Source organism: Cytophaga hutchinsonii ATCC 33406 (assembly GCF_000014145.1).
Taxonomy (GTDB): Bacteria; Bacteroidota; Bacteroidia; order Cytophagales; family Cytophagaceae; genus Cytophaga; species Cytophaga hutchinsonii.
This window is the reverse complement of the sequence record NC_008255.1, coordinates 201,495-223,117: the sequence shown is the minus strand read 5'-3', so window position 1 is coordinate 223,117 and position 21,623 is coordinate 201,495. Positions and strand designations below refer to the sequence as shown.

General features: G+C 35.7%; 16 protein-coding genes. 6 read left to right on the top strand and 10 right to left on the bottom strand.

All coding sequences use genetic code 11. From position 1 onward, the window contains the following. The first annotated feature begins 63 nt into the window (after window positions 1-63). From CHU_RS00930 to uvrC, 3 genes are read left to right on the top strand one after another with little or no spacing between them, the layout of a single operon-like run. The gene (locus tag CHU_RS00930; protein WP_011583585.1) at window positions 64-2,448 is read left to right on the top strand and encodes a tetratricopeptide repeat protein; all 2,385 of its coding nucleotides are present in this window, start codon (window positions 64-66) and stop codon (window positions 2,446-2,448) included. Window positions 2,449-2,482: 34 nt separating this feature from the next. Further along, window positions 2,483-4,771 carry a penicillin-binding protein 1A gene (locus tag CHU_RS00925; protein WP_011583584.1) on the top strand — a complete coding sequence of 763 codons (2,289 nt, stop codon included), beginning with the start codon at window positions 2,483-2,485 and terminating at the stop codon, window positions 4,769-4,771. Between the two features lie 5 nt (window positions 4,772-4,776). Beyond that, window positions 4,777-6,567 (top strand): excinuclease ABC subunit UvrC, encoded by a 1,791-nt coding sequence (uvrC, locus tag CHU_RS00920; RefSeq protein ID WP_011583583.1) that lies wholly within the window; start codon window positions 4,777-4,779, stop codon window positions 6,565-6,567. A gap of 64 nt (window positions 6,568-6,631) precedes the next feature. Here the strand turns inward: uvrC and gldN are convergent, their stop codons facing one another. The 9 genes from gldN to CHU_RS00875 all read right to left on the bottom strand — a co-directional run bounded on the left by gldN (window position 6,632) and on the right by CHU_RS00875 (window position 17,166). Beyond that, complete coding sequence (gldN, locus tag CHU_RS00915; protein ID WP_011583582.1) at window positions 6,632-7,492, bottom strand: gliding motility protein GldN; 861 nt, start codon at window positions 7,490-7,492, stop codon at window positions 6,632-6,634. 17 nt (window positions 7,493-7,509) lie between these two features. Then, window positions 7,510-9,105 carry a gliding motility protein GldM gene (gene gldM / locus CHU_RS00910; protein ID WP_011583581.1) on the bottom strand — a complete coding sequence of 532 codons (1,596 nt, stop codon included), beginning with the start codon at window positions 9,103-9,105 and terminating at the stop codon, window positions 7,510-7,512. Between the two features lie 57 nt (window positions 9,106-9,162). Next, on the bottom strand, window positions 9,163-9,948 hold the full coding sequence (gene gldL, locus CHU_RS00905; RefSeq protein ID WP_011583580.1) for a gliding motility protein GldL: 786 nt from the start codon (window positions 9,946-9,948) through the stop codon (window positions 9,163-9,165). 72 nt (window positions 9,949-10,020) lie between these two features. Further along, window positions 10,021-11,055, bottom strand: a complete 1,035-nt coding sequence (gene gldK / locus CHU_RS00900; protein WP_011583579.1) for a gliding motility lipoprotein GldK — start codon at window positions 11,053-11,055, stop codon at window positions 10,021-10,023. Between the two features lie 174 nt (window positions 11,056-11,229). Continuing rightward, entirely contained in the window at window positions 11,230-12,276 is a 1,047-nt protein-coding gene (gene sprP, locus CHU_RS00895) for a type IX secretion system membrane protein SprP (protein WP_011583578.1), read from the bottom strand. Window positions 12,277-12,401: 125 nt separating this feature from the next. Next, a complete protein-coding gene (locus CHU_RS00890; protein ID WP_011583577.1) occupies window positions 12,402-13,199 on the bottom strand; it encodes a uroporphyrinogen-III synthase in 798 nt (265 codons plus the stop codon). A 31-nt stretch (window positions 13,200-13,230) separates the two neighbouring features. Next, complete coding sequence (locus CHU_RS00885) at window positions 13,231-14,376, bottom strand: DUF4271 domain-containing protein (protein WP_011583576.1); 1,146 nt, start codon at window positions 14,374-14,376, stop codon at window positions 13,231-13,233. Next, window positions 14,358-15,419, bottom strand: a complete 1,062-nt coding sequence (locus tag CHU_RS00880; RefSeq protein WP_011583575.1) for an MraY family glycosyltransferase — start codon at window positions 15,417-15,419, stop codon at window positions 14,358-14,360. The genes CHU_RS00885 and CHU_RS00880 overlap by 19 nt, the downstream gene beginning before the upstream one ends. Before the next feature lie 25 nt (window positions 15,420-15,444). After that, window positions 15,445-17,166 (bottom strand): POTRA domain-containing protein, encoded by a 1,722-nt coding sequence (locus tag CHU_RS00875; RefSeq protein WP_011583574.1) that lies wholly within the window; start codon window positions 17,164-17,166, stop codon window positions 15,445-15,447. A 52-nt stretch (window positions 17,167-17,218) separates the two neighbouring features. Between CHU_RS00875 and hemW the strand changes: the two genes are divergently transcribed. The 3 genes from hemW (at window position 17,219) to CHU_RS00860 (ending at window position 20,415) form a co-directional block, all read left to right on the top strand. Further along, the gene (gene hemW, locus CHU_RS00870; protein WP_011583573.1) at window positions 17,219-18,340 is read left to right on the top strand and encodes a radical SAM family heme chaperone HemW; all 1,122 of its coding nucleotides are present in this window, start codon (window positions 17,219-17,221) and stop codon (window positions 18,338-18,340) included. Window positions 18,341-18,402: 62 nt separating this feature from the next. After that, window positions 18,403-18,771, top strand: a complete 369-nt coding sequence (locus CHU_RS00865) for a hypothetical protein (RefSeq protein ID WP_011583572.1) — start codon at window positions 18,403-18,405, stop codon at window positions 18,769-18,771. Window positions 18,772-18,777: 6 nt separating this feature from the next. Continuing rightward, entirely contained in the window at window positions 18,778-20,415 is a 1,638-nt protein-coding gene (locus CHU_RS00860) for a M1 family metallopeptidase (protein WP_011583571.1), read from the top strand. A 43-nt stretch (window positions 20,416-20,458) separates the two neighbouring features. On the opposite strand, the gene CHU_RS00855 is transcribed toward CHU_RS00860, so the two are convergent. Next, window positions 20,459-21,616 (bottom strand): efflux RND transporter periplasmic adaptor subunit, encoded by a 1,158-nt coding sequence (locus CHU_RS00855; protein WP_041932103.1) that lies wholly within the window; start codon window positions 21,614-21,616, stop codon window positions 20,459-20,461. Window positions 21,617-21,623 lie beyond the last annotated feature (7 nt).

Below are 21,623 nucleotides of genomic sequence, written 5' to 3'. Positions count from 1 at the left end.
AATATATTCTTTACCGCTTAGAAAGTTTTTTTAATACAATCATTTTTTATCAAAATCGTTCTAATGTATCTAATAAAACTTCAACGTTTTACTATCTTTGAATACATGAATACCCAAAGCAGATTATTTTCTAATTCTATTTCACTTTTTTTAAGCCTGCTCGTATCAGGAGCCTTTATGGTTTCTTGCAGTCAGGAAAGCAATTCATTTGTTGCCAGAAACTATCACAACTTACTTGCAAGAGACAATTCGTTTTTTTTAGCACGCGAACGAATGAAACTTGTTGAAGTTAAAGTCTACGATTTTAAAGAAGATAATTACAACGGCATCTTACACCCGCTTCCGCCTCTTGATACCAATAAAACCAAAGGGCTGATCTCTCAACTGGATGATATTATTAAAAAAGCGTCCATGCCTATCCGAAGACATAAGAATAGTGACTATGTAGACGACAGCTATATCTTAGTAGGGCGTTGCAGAATATATCGGGGCGAATTCAAAATGGGTATTGAAACCTATAAGTATGTTAATGCCCATGGTAAAGATGATGATGATAAAATCGAATCGCTAGTTTATCTGGTGCGTGCATACATGGCAGCCAACCAGCTGGACAACGCAAAAACTGTTTTAGATCACCTGGACAAACAAACGCTCACGAAAAAAAACAAAGCCATATATAATACGACCAAGGCAGAGTATTTGCGCATATTCGAGCGTTATGATGAAATGATTCCGTTGCTTGAAGAAGCCGCCCCTCTTCAAAGAAAAAGAGACCAGCGCTCACGCATGTATTTCATATTGGGGCAGCTCTATCAACAAAATGGAAACGATACGCTGGCGTATAAAAATTATCACAAAGTAGTTAAATCAAACCCGCCCTATGAAATGCTGTTTGTTGCACGGTTGAATTTATATCAGGTGACAAATATTGCAAATGCAAATACAACTAAGAAATTAAATAAGTATTACGCCAAGTTGTTAAAGGATCCTAAAAACGAAGAATATCGGGATAAGATTTATTATGAAATGGCAATGTTTGAATACAAACAAAAAAACCTTCCTAAGGCAATTGAATATTTAAAATTGTCTTCTTCGAAAGGCAAACCTGGCGGTTACCAAAAAGGTTTTACGTATTTAAAACTAGCCGAAATATATTACGATGATCTGGAAGATTATGAAAATGCTGCCGCCTACTACGACAGTACTGCTGCTACATTCAATAAAAAAGACAAACGTTATCCTGTAATCTCAAAACGAGAACGTATTCTGGATGAATTTGTAAAACACATAAATACAATTAAAAGACAAGACAGTCTGTTGAAGGTTTCATACATGGACTCAACAGCTCTGAATACATTAATAGATTCTCTTGTTGCAAAAGAACAGGAGGCTTACCGGTTACAACAACTGGCATTAAAAAAGAAGAAGCAGTCGGGTGATGTAGATGATGCCTTAAAACCTAATGCCGCCTTTACAAATGGCACACCTTTAGCCGCAAGCTGGTATTTTTCAAATGCAACAGCTGTACAGAACGGTATTGGTGAGTTTACTCAAAAATGGGGCAAACGAAAATTAGAGGATCATTGGAGACGATCGAAAAAAGATCCTATTATTGATTATGATTCGCCGGATTCGGATTCTTTAAAAGCAAACAAAGATTCACTTAAAACGCTGGCTGATGACGGGGCTTTAGAGAAAGAAAAAAATGACATTACGCCATTAAAGGTTGACCGGAAAAAATATTTAATTGATATTCCATTTACAGATAGCCAACGGGTGGTGGCCAACGGCAAAATTGAAGAAGCAATGTTTCAGGTAGCAAGTATTTACAACCATAAACTTGACGAACCACAACGGGCGATCCGTACATATGAGAATATTCTAAAAAGATACCCTGAAAGTAAATATGTTCCGGAAGTACTGTATAATTTATATTTGATATATAAAGAACAGGATAATAATAAGCAGGAGGTTTATAAAGCAAGATTGCTTAATGAACACCCCAATTCAATCTTTGCTAAACTGATCCGGAATCCAAACTATTACAGAGATTCAAAAATTGCAAACAAATTTGCCACTGTTGAGTATAAAGACGTATATGCATTATATAAGGCAAATAGATTTGCAGAGGCAGATTCTGCAGGTACGGTATTGAGCAACAAGTATCCCGATAGTGACATTTTGGATAAAGTTGCCTACATACAAATACTTTGCCGAATAAAAATAGAAGGCACAGGCCATGACGTACAACAGGCAATCAGTAATTTCCCTGAAAAATTTCCTGAAAGCACGTTGCTTCCTGCCGTTAAAGAACTCTCTGAAGCAGTAAAGAAAGACCGGGAAAAATATATTACTCCTCCGGCAAACGTAGATACCACAATACCTGAAGATAAAACAAAAGACACAACGCAGGATGCAGTAGAGAATGCCATTCCAACAAAGCCTTAGTTTTATTGACAATGTGTTAACAAAATTGATCTAAATGAAAGTTAAAATTATTCGTGCAGCAATTTTAGTGCTTTGGTGCAGCTTTATATCAGGTGCAGCATTTATTTGGTTGTGGTTTTATATGGTCTCAAACAATACAGGAGACCTGTTTGGACCTATGCCAAATCTGGAAGCATTAGAAAATCCCAAATCAAACATCTCTTCTGAATTGTATACATCGGACGGTGTACTTATCGGAAAATATTACAGGGAAAACAGAACGAATATTTCATACAATGAAATATCTCCGAATGTAATAAACGCCTTGGTTGCAACCGAAGATATTCGTTTTGAAAAACATTCAGGCATTGATTTGCAGGGAAGCTTTGCAATTTTTTGGTATTTATTGAAAGGTGATAAAAGAGGATCGAGTACGATATCCCAACAGCTCTCAAAAAATCTTTTTAAAACGCGTGGCGCCAAATATGAAGGCAGCCTGGCTAAAAAAAACAATAAACTGCGATTAGTAATTAATAAAACGAAGGAATGGATCTCGGCCATTCAAATCGAACGGTCCTACACCAAAAAAGAGATCATGACTATGTATCTCAACACGGTGGATTTTGGAAGTAATTCATTTGGTATTGTAACAGCATCACAAACCTTCTTCAGTATTCCCCAGGATAGCCTAAACATCAATCAGGCTGCAATGCTGGTAGGCTTACTGAAAGCCCCGTCTTTGTACAGCCCTGTATACAATCCTGAAAATGCTATCGCGCGTAGAAATACTGTTTTAGAACAACTTAATAAATATAAATACATAAGTGATGCCCAGTTTGCAACATTGTCGGCGCAGCCTATTGCACTCAAATATGAAGTTGAAAATCATAATAAAGGTTCTGCAACCTATTTCAGAAGTTATATTACCAGGTATTTAATCAGTTGGTGTAACGAACGGGGCATTGATTTGTATGAAGACGGTATTAAAATCTACACCACCATTGATTCTAAAATTCAGGCTTATGCTGAAGCTTCAGTCTCAGAACATATGAAATATCTTCAAGGTAAATTCTTTGCCTACTGGAAAGGTAAAACTCCTTGGCGCGATGAAGAATTTAAAGAAATTCCAAACTTTATTGAAAAAGCTGCCAGACATTCTGATCGATGGAGAATGTTTTCTGAAATTTATGATGGAGATACAGCGAAAGTTTGGAGTGCGATGAATAGAAAAATTTCCATGAAAGTATTTAGCTGGAATGGTGAAATTGATACATTGCTGAGCCCGATTGATTCTATCAGATATTATAAGCATTTTCTTCATGCCGGTATGTTATCGATGGATCCGCATAGTGGCCAGATTAAAGCCTGGGTGGGTGGAATTGATCACAAACATTTTAAATACGATCATGTAAAACAAGGATCGAGACAACCCGGCTCTACGTTCAAGCCTTTTGTCTATACTGCCGCTATTGATCTTGGTTACAGCCCTTGTTATGAATTGCCCGATTTGCCGGTTACATTCAAAACAGAAGATATTAATGAAACATGGACACCACAAAACAGCGATGGCGCTTATAGCGGAGAAATGTTTTCAATACGAAAAGCGATGGCCAATTCCATCAATAGCATTACAGCCAATCTGATTAAAAAAGTTGGTCCTGAAACAGTAGTTGATTATGCTACTCGTATGGGCATCACAACCCCACTGGAACCCGTGCCGGCTCTATGCTTAGGTGTGTTTGATGTAACCTTATACGATATGGTTGGCGCATATAGTACGTTTGTAAATCAAGGCGTATGGACTGAGCCGATATTTATTACACGCATCGAAGATAAAAACGGTAATATTCTCCAGAATTTTGTACCTAAAACAAAAGAAGTTCTAAGTGAAGAGACAGCCTACTTAATGGTACATATGCTTAAAGGGGCAACGGAAGAAAAAGGAGGTACTGCATTAGGCTTAAATAAATATGGCCTTTTATGGAACGGAGCAGAAATCGGAGGCAAAACCGGTACAACGCAGAATTATTCTGATGGCTGGTTTGTTGGAATAACAACGCAATTAACCACTGGCATCTGGGTTGGAGGAGACGACCGCTCTATCCACTTCAGAAGCATGAATGACGGTCAAGGTGCCAGAATGGCGATGCCGATCTGGGCAATCTTTATGAACCATCTTTATAATGATCCTAAAACCGGCATTCTGAAAGAACGTTTTCCGACACCTGCATCTCCATTATCTGTTGAAATAAATTGCAAAAAATTTAAAGAGGTAGAAAATGCTAATAGTAATACAAATCCCAACAGTTCAGTAATTAAAAATCAAAATATTCCAGATTTTTAAAATCTATGTTAGAAAAAGAGGACATAAGATCCCTTCTGAAAGAATTACCTTCTTCGCCAGGAGTATATAGATTTTATTCAATTGAAAAGGAACTTATATATGTAGGCAAAGCTAAAAGCCTGCGTAAACGTGTTGCAAACTATTTTACCAATAAAAAAAATCTCGATCAGAAAACACGCAGTATGGTGCGCAAGATTTACCATGCTGAATACACGCTGGTAAATTCTGAATACGAGGCATTACTTCTCGAAAATAATTTAATAAAAGAAAACAAACCTAAGTATAACGTACTTCTTAGGGATGATAAGACATACCCGTTTATTTGTCTGTCTTCTGCTGATTTTCCAACACTAACAACTACCCGGAAAATAGATAAAAAAAAGGGTGAATACTTTGGCCCTTATACCAGTGGCAGAGCTATGCATTCATTAGTTGAATCACTACGGAAAACTTTTTTTATTCGCACATGTGACCTGAATCTTACAAAACAGAATATTGATGCGCACAAATTTAAGGTATGCCTCGAATATCACATAGGTAACTGTAAAGGCCCGTGTGAAGGAAAACAGGAAAAGGAGGATTATGACGTGAGTATTATCCAGGTCCGTAATATTCTGAAAGGCAATTTTTCTTCCGTGAAAAAATACTATCAGGAAAAGATGCTTTCTGCCGCTGAAGATATGCAATTTGAAAAAGCACAGTTTTTTAAAGAGAGGTATAACTCTGTGCTTGGCCTTGAAAAGAGCAGTTTGATTGTAAATCCTGATATAAATAATCTTGAAGTTTATACAATTGTCAAAAGATTAAACAGAGCGTCTGTTAATTTCATGAGTATTTTGCATGGCTCTATTATTAAAGCTCGCACAATTGAGATGAAAGCAGTGCTTGATGAAACAGAGGAAGAACTTTTAATGCATGCCTTATTCGAAATACATGAAGAAGGCTGGGATTCGACCAAAGAAATAATCTGTAACATTGAATTGCCGATATTGTCTACATATTGCAAGGTTAGTATTCCGCAGCGTGGTGACAAGAAAAAACTAATTGATCTGTCTCTAAAGAATGCGTGGCATACCTTGACAAGGTATGACGATCAAAAAAAGGAAAAGCCGGAGATACGTGTTTTAAAAACATTGCAGGCAGACTTATCCTTAAAAGAACTGCCTGCTCATATTGAATGCTTCGATAACTCAAATATTCAAGGTACAAACCCTGTGGCTGCGATGGTTTGTTATAAAAATGGAAAGCCTTCTAAGAAAGATTACAGGCACTTTAATATCAAAACAGTTGAGGGCCCGAATGATTTCGCATCTATGTACGAAATTGTTTACAGGCGTTATAAGCGCATGGGAGAAGAAGGCTTGCCCTTTCCTACTCTTATTATTATTGATGGCGGTAAAGGCCAGCTATCATTTGCCTGCCAGGCCTTGAAAGATTTGAATATATATGGACAGATCCCGATTGTCAGTATTGCCAAAAACTTAGAGGAATTGTTTTTCCCGGGGGATAATGATCCATTGTATTTAGATAAAAAATCTGAGTCTTTGAAACTTATCCAACAAATCCGGGATGAAACACATAGGTTTGCCATTACGTTTCACAGGCAAAAAAGAAGTAAAGACGCGTTGTTAAAAACTGAATTTGAGAACTTAGTTGGTATAGGACCGGGGACGGTAAAAAAGTTGTTGACACATTTTAAAACTGTAAAAAGGATTAAAGAAGCCAGTATTGAACAATTGACCCCGGTAATTGGCAACTCTAAAGCAACTATCCTTTTTCAGCAGTTAAATAAATAAAGAAGGCCTTACAAATGTAAGGCCTTCTTTATTTATGAATAACAGGGTTATCGTATCTGTTATCTTAGAATTCCCAAAGGTTGTGCTCGTATTCTAACAATTCAAACGCAGCCCATTGTGAAGCCATTAAACCTTTAAGTTGATCGCCACCGTAGATATCTGTTAAATAAGAATCTTTCGGGTTAGATACTTTAATGATATAAGAGCTGAACAATCTCAAATCAAATGCATCTGCAAGATTTTTGTGTTCTCTTTCATTTTGTGGATTAAACCAGATTGCTTTAGGATTATCCTTGAATAATTTTTCACAAAGTTCTTTGTAAGAGAATGATGCAATTGCATACTGAATCCCTTTAATATTTGAAGGATGATCAGCAGGTACATAGAAAGTAATTGCGTCAATATCAAAATATTGTCTTGAACGTTGTTTATCAAATAACCACTCTTCTTTAATCTCCATTTGATAGATATCCGTAGGGAAGAAAGAATCGCCTCCTAATGAAGTTGTTCTGTAAGAATAATCTTCATTTTGGAACATCATCAATGTATCTTCCGGAGTATAGACAGGTTGATCACTTGGCATTATCAATAACGCATTAAATTCGTCAATAGATAATTTACTGCCATTTTCTAATGAATCATTAGCATAAGGAGTGATAAGACCTGCAAGAGTAGCATCGATTATTAATCTAGGAAGCTCACGATTTCTAGAAAATAAAGGTAAATTTTGCTTTTCTCTTAAATCTATAGCTCTGATGATAGTCTTCTTATACATGATATCAGAGGTATGAATAGGACGAACAGAGTATTTATTGAAGCCTGTTGCATATGGGTCTTCCCATTGTTTTGCAGGTGTCTCTTGTGCATGAGCAATAGATGCTACAGCACAAAAGATAATGGATACGATAACACTGAATTTATTCATAATACAGTTTTTTAATATTATTGTAAAGGAACTGTAAAGATTGGTGTACCAATATTTACTTTTTCTTTTTCACCTAAGAAGTTTGTACGATAAACATCTTGTACTTCAATGATCAAACGGTCACCAGCCTGAGCTTGAGAAGCAAAAGAGCTTAAGTTAGCCATTTCAGTGGTGAAGTTTTGTTGAGTAACAGGTCTTTTACCTCTAGCCAACATTACATTCCATTTAGTAACATTATAACGAGCATCTTTAGGTAAGAATTGTGCAAACGACTCGTCAGCTTTAGCTTTAACCTGTAAAGATCTTGGACCAGGAGCGGCAACACCGTTTTTCTGATCTACTTCTTTACCACCGTTAAGAACCAGGATTTCAGGTTTAGGAATACCTCTAACTTTAAAGTCTTGAGATCCGATTGCGTTACCACCACTTGCAACGTTCAATTTAACACCGGTTGCTGATGTAGGGATTACTACAACTACACCTTTGCCAAGTGGCTTAAGAGTAGCACCTGATGCTGTGAATGAAGGGTTGTATGTTGCACCTAATGCAGGTACTTGTACGCTTAATTCATTCCCGCAACGTAAGTATAATGCATTTACTGAAGCAGACTGGATTTGAATTACCGGTTTAGCAACGATGTAAGGTACATCAATTGAGAATATAGTATCTTTTCCTTTGTTGTTGATTTTAATTTGACCTTTCCAGTTTTGTTTCGAGTTACCTTCTGCATCATAATTAGTTGCAGATGCTTTAAACTTAACTTTACCGCGTCCGTTTTCAACAGCTAATGGAGCACCGTTTCTAGACATGATTGGGTTAACCGCTGAAGAAGATGCAGCTAAGAATAATTCAGCTTCATAATCTGTACCAGCAGCAACTACACCAGACTTAGCAGTAGCTACAGCGAAAACCTGATCAAACTTCAAATCTGCTGCACCAACTTGAGATGCTAGTAAATCTAATGCCTGAGTTTCAATTTTCTTAACTTCTGATTCAAATGTTGCCATTACTGCTAAAGCAGCTACTAAAGGAGTTTCAGCGAAATTTAATTTACCGAAATCTTTAGATTTTTGATCTGGCTTTTTATCATACTTTGGATCTTCTTTACCATCCATTGCAATTTTAATTGCTGGCATGTCTTTACCAACAATGCCTGGGATAACTTCCTGTCCGTATTTGTTAAGGCTGGTTTGCAATGCGTAAGCCTTACCGTTTTTGGCACCTTCTGTACCAACCATAAGACCTGCAATAGCTTCCTCTTCTTTAGCACCTTTGTAAGAGCCATCCGCTTCACGACCACCAGATTTCATGATCATCTCTTCGCGAAGATCATTCATCGTTTTAATCATTTCAGCAGTTTTTGTTCTTACCTGAATTGCTTTGTCAGAAACAGCTTTATCCTTTCCTCCACCATCAGCAACGGCTTTGTCAATCTTAGCTACTGTTTCAGCATTTCCTTTATCTGCAGCACCTACTGCATACATTAAGCTTTCATCTAAGAAGATGAATTTTTCCATGATCGCAGAACTTACTTGTAAAGCCAGCAATGCTGTCAATACAAGGTACATCATACCGATCATCTTCTGCCTTGGGGATTCTTTACCTCCAGCCATAGTATAATATTTTTAAGATGATTTTTTAATAATTAAATTATAATTACTAGGTATGAATTAACCTCTCATTGCTGTTAACATGTTGCCGTAAACGCCATTCAATGAAGTTAAGTTTTTAGACAATTTGCCTAATTCTTCTTTGAATGATTGAGTATCACGAGATGCATCAGCCATATTTTCCATAGCAGAAGATAAGTTAGCATAGAACTTATTCATTGCACGCAAGTGGTTGTTAGCATCAGATAATTCCATTTCATAAACAGCGTTCAATGCACCTAAGTTTTTAGTGATTTTTTGAACTTGCTCATGGTATCCTTGTGCATCAACTGTAGCAGAAGCCATTCCTGACATTGCTTCAGCAGTTTTAGAATATGCATCGTTCATTTTGTTTAATGAACCTGTAGCACCTTTGATTGCAGAAGTATATTCAGAAGACGCAACTGTTGCATCTGACAAATCAGACATTTTAGAAACGTTTTCACTTAAGCTATTTAAACCTTGACCTAAACGACCAATAACAGATTGGTTAATGTTCGCAGAAGCCATCATTTCGTCTAATTTTTGTACTGTACCAGTAGCAGTTGCAGGCTCATCGTCATCACCGTCAAAATCTTCTGCTAATTGTGGGTATACTCTTGACCATTCTGGATCTTTGTGAGGCTTTTGGAATGCTGAGATAGCAAAAATAACTGCTTCAGTTCCCAAACCAACAACCAACATCGGACCTGCGAATGGCCAGTGCATGATCTTAAATAACGCACCGATAATAACAACAGCAGCACCTAGACCATACACTTTTGGCATGATCACGTCTTCTAATAAATTTTCGCCTTTCTTGCTCATTTTAGTAACAAAAGTTTAAAGTTTAACAATTTGTAGTTTATGTTCAGTTTAATTAATTACTATTAAATATTCTTAGAATTCATATCCAGAAGAGCGGCCTAAATAAGTCATAACTGTTCTGAAACCAATGTAAGACTTGCTCGTATCCTGGTATTCAAAAGTTCTTGTACCAGTTTCAAGATAGTATGCAATATCTTTCCAAGATCCGCCACGGATTATTTTTCTTACTTCATCATCATTATAGTAAGTAGGGTTCAAATCCCAAACAATTGGTACTGCAGCATCATAATAAGCATCTTCACACCATTCTGAAATATTACCAGCCATATCATATAATCCAAAATCATTCGAAAAATAGGATGCTACCGGAGATGTATACATGAAACCATCATCATAATAGTTACCTCTGCCTGGTTTAAAGTTCGCTAACATACAACCTTTTGAGTTACGGATGTATGGGTTACCCCAAGGATATTTTGCCATATCACGACCACCACGAGCTGCATATTCCCATTCTGCTTCTGATGGTAATCTGAAACGTGGCATTTGCCATAAACCGTTTTCAGCTCTCCAGTTATTCATATGCTGCGTTCTCCATTCACAGAAGTATTTAGCAGCCCACCAGTCAACACCAACAACCGGATACTCATCAAATGCAGGGTGTGCATAATAGTATTCCATCATTGGATCGCCCATGTGGTGAGAGAAATCTCTAACCCAAACAGTAGTATCCGGATATAACTCCGTCATGATGTATTCTTCGCCTAATGTAGCTACTGAATCCTCAAGCATAACGTTCATAAACTGACGGTATTCATTATTTGTAATTTCAGTTTCATCCATATAGAATCCACCTATAGTTACTTGTTTGTTCAAATTGATTTGAGTTGCAGGTACATCTTCATCTGCCTGACCCATGTGAAAAGTTCCTGATGGACAAACAACCATACCATAAGGTACTGTTTGAACCCATGATTCTCGGCCAGCAACGCCTACAAGATCCCCACCACCGTCTGCAGGACCTTTACCGCAACTTTGAGCCAAAAACAGACCCGCTAAGGATGCAATGATCGCAAAGCGCTTTCCGATAACACTGACTTTATTCATAAATCCCAATTTTAATTTATTATTTCCTGTTAAAGTATATTCTATTGTCTATTCCCAATGAAACAGAATGCCTAAACTAGTATTTTTATTGTACTAACGCAAATAATAATAAGTTTACTGCAATTTCTGTAAAATCATTTAATACACTAATAGACAATTAATTATGTTTTTTGATTAATATTCCTCTTGTCTGTATCTAGGTGTACGGACAATTGGTTTTGGGTCATTCCAAGGTGATGGAATAACATAGGATAGCATAATTTCATGAGACGTTCTGGTCTTCGCCTGAGCACCACTTGTAACATAATCAAATGCGTACCCAACTCTCATAGCGTTATTTTTCATTAAATTCATTCCAATCAAGAAGATTATATCGTCATTTGCCAATGTATTTCCTCCTTGAGTAACTTCCTTATTTGCTATAGATTGTCTGGCACTTATACCTCCATAAAATTTATCATTATACGTTACCATTGCGCCAAATAAATAAGTGTAATTTTTACTATCCGTTTGAAAAAATGCATTCGGAGTAAGTTTTATAATACCTCCACTTAATGTAAACGTATAACCAGCGGTTGCATACATGTGACTGCTTAATTTTGATGCAATGGAGGTATCTATGCCATATGTATATTTTGTACCAGTAAAGTGTGAAGCACTTAAACCAATATAATACTTAGGTGTCTGCCAGTAAACGCCCGCCGCTAAATCTGCCTTCATTTGATTTGCCGGACTTGTTGTTAATGATTGATAAATAGGATCTGCCTGATCAATAACCTGATACCAGTTACTGTTTAGGTTTTCATATCTGAATCCGGATCTTAAACCTACACCCAATTTCCCTGTTTTGATTTTAAAGTGGTAAGCTAATGATAATTGTAATTCAGTTGTATTTATAGGGCCTTTAGAATCATATAAGAAATTTAAGCCTGCTCCAGTACTTTTCTTAAAGAAAGGTAATAACGTTGATGCCGTCATTACAGCACTTGTAGGTGAAGTACCGCCGGGTGCATCTGTCGTAGAAGAATAACCAAGCCATTGCTTTCTGAAAATGCCGGTAAAGCGCGTAACGCCTTCCAAACCTGCATATCCAGGATTATAATACATAGAATTGAACATATAATGGCTAAACTGCGCATCTTGCTGGGCAAATGCTGGCATCTCTAAGCAAATAAGCGCAAAAAAAATAAAAAGAATTCTACTGATTTTTTTCATATTCAAAGTATTATGAGAGATTCTTATAATTGACCCAATAAATTACTCACATGTAAACAAAGCTAATGAATTCATACTTGATTTAAGCAAAAAGGTTGCACATTTTTTACTAATCCTTAAAATAATTGTATTTATTTAATATTATTGGCCTTTTTAATGTATATCTCTAATGCTCCGGTCATAGATGGTGCATTTGGTAAAGGTGCTTCCACATCTAAAATCAGCCCTGCGTCATGCACTGCTTTTGCCGTAGTTGGACCAAATGCTGCGATTCTGGTTGCCTTTTGTTCAAAATCAGGAAAGTTTACAAATAACGAACTAATTCCTGACGGACTAAAGAATGTTATTATATCATAATTAACATCCGCTAGATGAGATAAGTCACTTGCAACTGTTTTATAAAATACTGCCTCTGAAAAAGTAAATCCATTTTGAGACAAAAACATTGGAATATCGTCCTTTCTTATATCAGAACAAGGATATAAGAATTTTTCAGTTTTATGTTTTTTAATTACTTCTTCCAGGTCTGAAGCTGTTTTTTTACCTACAAATATCTTTCTTTTTCTAATTACAATATATTTTTGCAGGTAATTCGCTGTCTGTTCTGTAATACAAAAATATTTCATTTCAGCAGGCACTTCAATTTTAGCTTCGGTACAGATCCTGAAGAAATTGTCTATTGCATTACGGCTGGTAAAAATAACCGCCGTATGCGCAAGTATTTCAATTTTTTGCTTTTTGAATTCTTTTAAATCTACCTGCTCAATTTGGATAAACGGTATAAAATCTATTTTTAGATTATACTTTTCAGCTAATACATAATAAGGTGATTTTTCATCAGTTGGTTTTGGCTGTGAAACCAAAATAGTTCCTACTTTTTTAACTCTATTATCTTTAGCGTGTTTGTCTTTTGCCTTAATTTCGCTCATGTTACTAAATGGAATTGACGCACTGAAAGCATTATCCTAATAATACCCGATAGGCTATTATTAAAGGAACAATTTCAGCGGTGCAAATGTACGAAAATAAATAAATATTTCTAAGTTCTGAACGGGAGTAAATCATATAACTCGTTAATAATGAAATTATAACGAGTATTAAAAAAAAGATATTTGATGAAATCCCAGCAATAAAAATCATATAACTGACAGGAAACAAGGCTGTTACAAATAACAGGATTGGAAATATTAATAGTCCGATCTGGAATAAATAATTTAGAAGCAAATAATTTTGCAAAGGAGAAACGCCTGAAGGAAATGTCAATTCATTTATAATTTTTATATAAACAATCTTAACTGTTTGCATAAAAACAAATGCGCTAAAAATGTACAACATGTACATGCCTGGATCTTTTTGGAATAAAAATCTAAATGGGAAATTAAAATACATAGCATACTCTGTCATCATAACATAGTAAATAATCATATACAACAATGCATTTATAATAATCAGCATTACCGACATCATTCCACTCCTGTCTAATAACAACAATTCTATATTTCTGTCAATTCCGATATTGATTAACGAGCGGCCTTTCATAAAAATAAACTTATATAAAATAAGTACTACACAGAAAATCAAAACGGTTATTATAAAAATCTCTCTATCAAAAATGCTTTTTCTTAATACCGTTTTTTCAATTATATCTATATTTTCCTTTTTTACATAATCAGCCGGCAACAGCACTTCCAAGCGCACTGAATCTACATACAATGAACTGTTTGAATTGTAAAATAAAATAAGATATGGATTATTATCTGCTACATGCTGTAAGTCTGCCAACGGCAGTCTTACTCTTTTGGAGTGAGCATTCTGAGGATGCTTATAAACCAGTTTGTTTTCTATAAAAATACTCAGCCCTTTAGATGAGTAAAAAGAAACGAAATTATTTTCCTTCGAGTTTTTATTGATATAAATTCCCCCGCTTTGAATTTTAGCACCTTTTACCAATAATGGAATATAAGATTGATAATATTTATCATATACTTGCCAATCATTACTCAGATCTTTTACTGTATAATAATTATTCCCATACAAAACATTGCATATGGACAATAAAAATATAAGAAGTGCCGATTTAGTAATGATTATAAGTTGCTTATACACGCTTTTGTTCTCTTTTTATAAATTATTTCTATAAAGGCCATTAAAATAAAAATGCCTCCAAACATACCTATTAATAATACTGTTTGATTTACCTGAGTCATGAGCATTGCTGCAGAAATACTGCATATCGTGCATAAAAACATCAGGCATACGATTGAAAGAGATGAAAAACCTAAAGCCATTAAGCGATGATGCAAGTGATTGCTATCCGGAGTAAATGGGCTGTAGCCTGCTAATACGCGAAGCACAAATACTCTTAATGTATCTGCTAAAGGTAATAATATTGGAGCAATTGCAACAGCAGGTAAGGAGATTAAATTGTATCCATTGTTTTCATACAGAGCAATAATTTTTACGGCTAAAAAGGCAACAACAAAGCCGCTGATTAATGATCCGGTATCGCCCATAAATATCTGAGCTTTGAAAATATTATATCTTAAAAATCCTAACAATGCTCCTGTTAAACAAAAACAAACCAAGGCATAAGGATGACTGGCGGCACCGCCAACAGACATAAAGATGTACCCATAAAATAAGCAGGTGAGAACTGCGATTGTGCCGGCTAATCCATCCAATCCGTCAATCAGGTTGAATGCATTTGTAATACCTAAAACGACAATTAATGTGAAGAAATAACTTATTCCATCTGGCAGTACGGTGATACCAAAAACACCCTGAAAACTTTCAATTTTTAAGTCGCCTAAAAAAACAACGATGCTTGCAGCTAATACCTGTACAAAGAATTTCTTGAACGCTGAAACCGAAACCATATCATCCTTTAACCCGATAAAAAAAATAATAATAGTTGCTGCAATTAATTTTTGAACAGCATTATTTATTTCCCCGAAAAGCATTAACGCTGAAATAAGTCCGGCAAAAATTGCCAATCCTCCCAATCTGGGTGTATCAAACAAGTGTAACCGGCGGCTATTGGGAATATCCAATAGCTGTTTGCTGTGTGCAACCTGTATGATGGAAGGAATTGCAAACAAAGCAACAAAGAATGCCCAGGAGAATATTAATATCGAGTAAAAGTAAATCATAATCTTTTGCAAGTTATACGAAAAACTAGAACCTTGTGACTAATCCAAAGTGAATTTTTGAAAGATTTAAACTTATGGGTTGGTCTTTTGCCCCACCTAAGGCATAAATAAACTGAAAAATGCCTGCTTTAGTGCTAAAACTGATGCCTGTTCCAAAGCCAATGGGCCAATCAGTATAATTATTATTCAATTTATTTTCTATATATCCTTGATTTACGAAAAGCATCACATAAGACGATTCATCTGTAAAATATCTGTATTCCAATGTATAGATGGCAAAGTCAGAAACAAAATAATTGTTTTCATTAAACCCTCTTAATGTTTTCAGACCTCCTACCCGATACAGGTCACTTAAAACTAAATTTTCACTTTGCACAGTTCCTCCCTGGAAATGATTTAATAGGGTAGCCTTCTTTCCTATTCTGAAAAATTTCTGAACATCAATATCAGCGCCATATTGAGTAGAGGTTGTTGGAATAGCATCTTCAGGATTTACAGGCATGATATAATTTATGATTTTCTTATTCCCGACAGATACACCAACATCAATATTCCAGCCTGTCATCGGATAGAAAATGTCATCCAGGCTATTAAAAGCATAGCCAATACCGTAGTTTAAATACCTGAAATCACTGTTGGCTCCTTCAATATTTGCTAATTGAGTAGTACCTATTGCAGTGTTGGATTTTAATCCAGTTGAAAATTTGATTTTTGATGCCGGCGACAAACCAAAAAATACTGCAATGTTTCTATCCAGGACTAAGTAGGAAGTATCTTGCTTAAGTAAATTAAAGTTCAGCTTTATATCGACGTTAGAATGGAATAACCGAGGGTGCAAATACGAAGTATTCAGCAATTGCGATTGTACATCATACCTTTTCCATTGTACAGATAATTCTTTTCCTGATTGTAATAAATTTTTCAGGTTCATGTTGAACTCCCCTGTTAATAAGAGTTTGCCATTTGTCTTTGAACTCGGCTGAAATCCTAAATACCCGTCTAACTGATTACACTTTCTTGTATCGACATATAATACAGGCTGTGCATTACCTTTTGAAAAAAAAACTTCCGGGGATTTTGTCACTTTTAAATATTGTACCTGCCTTAATTGCCGCTCTAAATTCTTTACTTTTTGCTGATTATATAAAGATCCGGGTACAATTCCCAAATAGCTTTCCAGATACTTACGTTTAACTCGCGCATTACCAATAATTGCAACGGTATCAAACCGGATTAAAGGACCAGAATGATAATTCAGTGTTGCTCTAAAGTATGTCTGCTCCAGGTCTATTGAATCCAGAGCTATAACAGCAAATGGATATCCATTATTTTCTGAGTATTTAATAATGGCATTTTCTAAAGCTGCCAGTTCTTTAAAGCTGAATTTAGTATTTGAATAAAATTTTTGTTTATAGCCGGAACGGAATAAATATTCATCCGGAACATTCCCGCTTTGCAAAACACTCCAGTGATGTCTTGGTCCAATATGAACAAATGCTTCAAGGGTATCCTTTTTATAGAGAATTGAATCTGTTGCAGCTTCCAGATAAGATGCTTCATGCAAACTCAGCACGTATTGATTTACGGTCCGTAATCCTGTAAGCGAATCTTTAGGTGTTTTTTCATAATCAAAACGCTTCATTCCATCCTGCACGGCCTGATTATGTATAATTAAATTCCAGTTCTGCCCTATTGAATTGAAAAATGGACAAATAACTAGTATGAATATGTAAAATAGTCTATTCAAAAGGTTTAATTTTACGAAAGATACTAAACTAACGGGTTATTTAATACAACGGATGGCAGGCTTATACATACATGTTCCTTATTGTCACAAGGCTTGTCATTATTGTAACTTTCATTTTTCTACATCTTTGAAAGATATGGATAAAATGGTCGATTCCATTTGTACTGAATTACTGTTACGGAAAGATTACTTAGATCAACGTTTGATTGAAACCGTTTATTTTGGAGGAGGCACTCCTTCTATTCTAAGCAGTGATAATCTGTCTAAAATATTCCATGCAATACATGATCATTATAGTATTGCGTCAAGTGCAGAAATAACCCTGGAAGCAAATCCGGAAGATATAACGGAAACTTCTTTGCTGTGTTGGAAATCACTTGGCGTAAATAGGTTAAGTATTGGTATTCAAAGTTTTCAAAACGAATACCTGCATTGGATGAACAGAAACCATTCATCAGAAGCATCTATCAAGTGTGTTACTCTTGCCCAAAAAAATGGTTTTGAAAATATTTCTATTGATTTGATATATGGCCTGCCTACATTAACTGCCGATCAATGGCGAGCCGAAATTCAGACCGCAATTTCCCTTAATGTTCCTCATATCTCCTCTTATTGTCTAACTGTTGAAGAAAAAACGGTATTTGGAAATCTGGCAAAAAAAGGAGCACTTCAGCCTATTCCGGATGAAATTTCGGAAGAACATCTGATCATTCTGATACATGAGCTGCTAGCTGCAGGATATGAGCAATATGAAATATCGAATTTCTGTAAACCTGCTTTTGAATCAAAACACAACAGCAGCTATTGGCAGCGAAAGCCCTATATTGGAATCGGGCCAGGCGCGCACTCATACAATCACCGGGAACGAGCTGCGAACATCAGCAATAATTCACTATACATTAAGCAGATAGAAAAAAATGAATGGACTGGTTCGATTGAGATTCTTTCAGATATTGATCAGTATAATGAATATATTTTAACCAGATTACGCACAAAATGGGGTATTACATTAATTGAAATTGAAGCGTTTTCCCTCCCGGATATTGAAAAAACAATCAAACTTTTGACACAATTTGTTAATGAAGGCTTTCTCTATATTAAGGATGACATATATCTCCTCACAACAAAAGGTAAGTTATTAGCTGATGAAATAACGTTACAACTCATGCATTAAATAAAATATGTTTGAAAACTCTGTCGTTTTTTTAACTTTGTAGCATACAGCTTACAACTTTTATGTTATCGGAAGAGAAAAAAATATTACTTCTATTACATCTTATCATATTCAATTATCATGGTCTTGATGAGAGTGAACGAAAACTTCTTATTGATTTAGCTGCAAAACATGACGCTGAAGAAGAATTAACATGGGCCTACTCAATGATGGGCAATGATTATTACAGTTCGCATGAAAATATCCATAATTGGTTTAATGAGAGAATTAAAGAGATTGGAACAGAAAAAAAACTCTCTTATTTATCAACCGTTTGGCAAGCTTCTGTTAGCAAAGGATTCATTAGTGAAATGGAAGCGACCGCAATGTTGAAAATTGCTCATAACTGGGGTATTCAAAAAGAACTGTTGACCCTAATTCGTAAGAAATAAAAAACTATGTGCAGGTTTTTACTCCTTATTTTTTGGTGCATAAGCCTGTTACCTATACAATCCGTTGCTCAAAGCACTACCTTTAATCGGTTTGACTCATTAAGAGGTGCATTAGATATTAACCGTACATGCTTTGATGTACATTATTATGATCTTTCTGTTAAAATAGATGTTGCTCAAAAACGACTGCAAGGAGTAAATAATATTTATTTTAAGACAACAACCCCTACGTCTACAATCCAGCTTGATCTCTATAACAACCTGATCATTGATTCAGTTTGTTATAATAACATAAAACTATCTTTCAAGCGCGACAGCAATAGTTTCTTTGTTTATTTTCCTTCCATACTTAGCGGAAATGCTTTTGGTAACATACATGTTTACTATGAAGGCAACCCTACGATAGCTAAAAAAGCACCGTGGGATGGCGGCTGGGTTTTCACAAAAGACAGTTTGAACAGGCCTTGGGCAGCAGTTGCGTGTGAAGGAATAGGAGCAAGCTTGTGGTGGCCGTTAAAAGATCATTTAAGTGACGAGCCGGATAGTATGCGCATGCACTTCACTGTACCACAAGGCCTGATGGCTATTGGCAATGGGGTGCTGGAATCAACGGATACAAAAGCAGGTTTAACGATATACAATTGGAAAGTCAATTACCCGATTAACAGCTATAATGTTACGTGTAATATTGCCAACTATATTCACCTTACAGATTACCATGTTCAGCTCAATAAAGACACATTAGCTATTGATTATTATGTGCTGGATTATAATCAGCCAAAAGCATGGAACCATTTCAAGCAGGTTCATCCAATGCTGAATTGCTACGAACATTATTTTGGTCCATATCCTTTTTTTAGAGATGGTTATGCACTCGTTGAAACGCCTTATTGGGGCATGGAACATCAGGGCGCTATCGCTTACGGCAACGACTATACAAATAAAATCATAGACTTTGATTATATCATCATTCACGAAAGTGGCCATGAATGGTGGGGAAACAATGTAAGTACAAAAGACCATGCAGAAATGTGGATCCATGAATCTTTTACAACATATACAGAAAATTTATTGGTAGAATATTTTTACGGTTATGATATGTCTGTCCGTTATTTAAATCTGAACAAACAGTTAATCAAAAACGAAGAGTCGATCATTGGCCCATTAGACGTGAACTACGAAGGCTGGCAAGGTTCAGACATGTATTATAAAGGAGCCTGGATATTACATACCTTCAGAAATGTTTTACATAACGACAGCCTTTGGTTTTCTATTTTGAAAAATATACAAACAGATTTTGCATTGCAGACAATTGATACAAAAACACTTCTTGCTTATATTAATGCCAAAGCAGGTAAAGATTACACATGGTTCTTTGAACAATATTTGTATCATGCTAAGCCTCCCATTCTCGATTTTTATACTGAAAAAATAAAGAAAAATATGCGGGTGTATTATAAATGGAACAATACACGCTCTGATTTTAGTATGTCTATTCCTGTTAACAATGCCAATAATACCCTGTCTTATATTACACCAACTTCAGACTATAAATTCATTGATGTAAAATTTAAAAATTACAACAAAAACTTTTTCAATCAGAACTACAATTATTACCTGCTTCAATTAGCCAAAAGGCCTTAAGAAAACATTTATTGAATTCTTAAGACCTTATGACATTAGTGATTTACTCCTCTTCTTCTACATTTCGCATTTTTGCGAGCAGATCATACGATCCATCGACAACAACATTTTTATCTTTAAAAGTATCACCTTCTGAAAGGAATTCAATGGCAGTAAAGTTTCCTTCTGAAATTCCTTTCTTTACTTCTACCGCCTTGTATGTATGAGCTTCACCATTGCTAACGCTTTCTACAAAAAGATAGCTCGCCCCGTCAAATTCAACCAATGCTTTACTTGGTACCGCCAGTGTTTCGTATTCATCTACCTGAATAAACGCCTTCAGGTACATATTAGGAATTAATGTGGGATCATCTTTATCCAGGTGAGCATGTACACGTACGGTTCTGTCTGCAGATATTTTGTGATTAATTAAATACACATGTGCGAATCGATCCGCATCATTTCCATTCACAATTTTAAAAACTACTTTCTGTCCAACTTTCACTTTGGTAATATCCTTTTCAAAAACCGTCAGTTCAGCATGCAAGTGGTCGGTATCTACAATTTCACAAATGATATCCTGCGGGTTTAAGTACGAACCGATGTTAATATTCACAACGGTTACATAACCATTTATCGGCGAATAAATATTTACAATGCTTTTGATATTGTTTTGATTAAGCCCATCCGGATTAATGCCAATCATTTTTAATTTTTCTTTTAATGCACCGTTCGTTGCCACTGCCGAATGATAGTCTGCAGTAGCTTGCTGAAATGTTTTAGCTGCTGCAACATTTTCTTTCGAAAGCTCTTCCTGTCTTTTATATTCCTGCTCTAAATAACCAAGTCTGCTTTTATTTTCTAAATAATTCTGTTGAATGGTTATAAACTCCGGATTCTGAATTTGTGCAATTACCTCACCTTTCTTTACGTGAATACCTTGAAGCATACTTGTTGTTTTAATAAAACCACCCAATAATGCAGACACCGTAATAAGATTTTGAGGAGGCACATCCAGCATTCCATTTACTTCTATTGATGCTCCTAATTTTTTCTTTTCTATTTTGGTAGTTGATAAATGTATATGCTTAAGCTGTGCAGCTGATAGTGTCACAGCTAAATCGGCAATGCTGTCTTTTTGAATTTCTTCTTCCTGTGGTTTCAAACTGCACGCACTTAATGCGGCAGCTGTCAAAAGACTTATTATATATATTGCTTTCATGATCGTT

Excerpts from the sequence above, each read along its gene's own strand:
- CHU_RS00855 (WP_041932103.1), bottom strand. The coding sequence starts at position 21,616 with ATGAAAGCAATATATATAATAAGTCTTTTGACAGCTGCCGCATTAAGT.
- CHU_RS00890 (WP_011583577.1), bottom strand. The coding sequence starts at position 13,199 with ATGAGCGAAATTAAGGCAAAAGACAAACACGCTAAAGATAATAGAGTT.
- uvrC (WP_011583583.1), top strand. The coding sequence starts at position 4,777 with ATGTTAGAAAAAGAGGACATAAGATCCCTTCTGAAAGAATTACCTTCT.
- gldM (WP_011583581.1), bottom strand. The coding sequence starts at position 9,105 with ATGGCTGGAGGTAAAGAATCCCCAAGGCAGAAGATGATCGGTATGATG.
- gldK (WP_011583579.1), bottom strand. The coding sequence starts at position 11,055 with ATGAATAAAGTCAGTGTTATCGGAAAGCGCTTTGCGATCATTGCATCC.
- CHU_RS00880 (WP_011583575.1), bottom strand. The coding sequence starts at position 15,419 with ATGATTTACTTTTACTCGATATTAATATTCTCCTGGGCATTCTTTGTT.
- CHU_RS00930 (WP_011583585.1), top strand. The coding sequence starts at position 64 with ATGTATCTAATAAAACTTCAACGTTTTACTATCTTTGAATACATGAAT.
- gldN (WP_011583582.1), bottom strand. The coding sequence starts at position 7,492 with ATGAATAAATTCAGTGTTATCGTATCCATTATCTTTTGTGCTGTAGCA.
- hemW (WP_011583573.1), top strand. The coding sequence starts at position 17,219 with ATGGCAGGCTTATACATACATGTTCCTTATTGTCACAAGGCTTGTCAT.
- gldL (WP_011583580.1), bottom strand. The coding sequence starts at position 9,948 with ATGAGCAAGAAAGGCGAAAATTTATTAGAAGACGTGATCATGCCAAAA.
- CHU_RS00865 (WP_011583572.1), top strand. The coding sequence starts at position 18,403 with ATGTTATCGGAAGAGAAAAAAATATTACTTCTATTACATCTTATCATA.
- CHU_RS00860 (WP_011583571.1), top strand. The coding sequence starts at position 18,778 with ATGTGCAGGTTTTTACTCCTTATTTTTTGGTGCATAAGCCTGTTACCT.
- CHU_RS00925 (WP_011583584.1), top strand. The coding sequence starts at position 2,483 with ATGAAAGTTAAAATTATTCGTGCAGCAATTTTAGTGCTTTGGTGCAGC.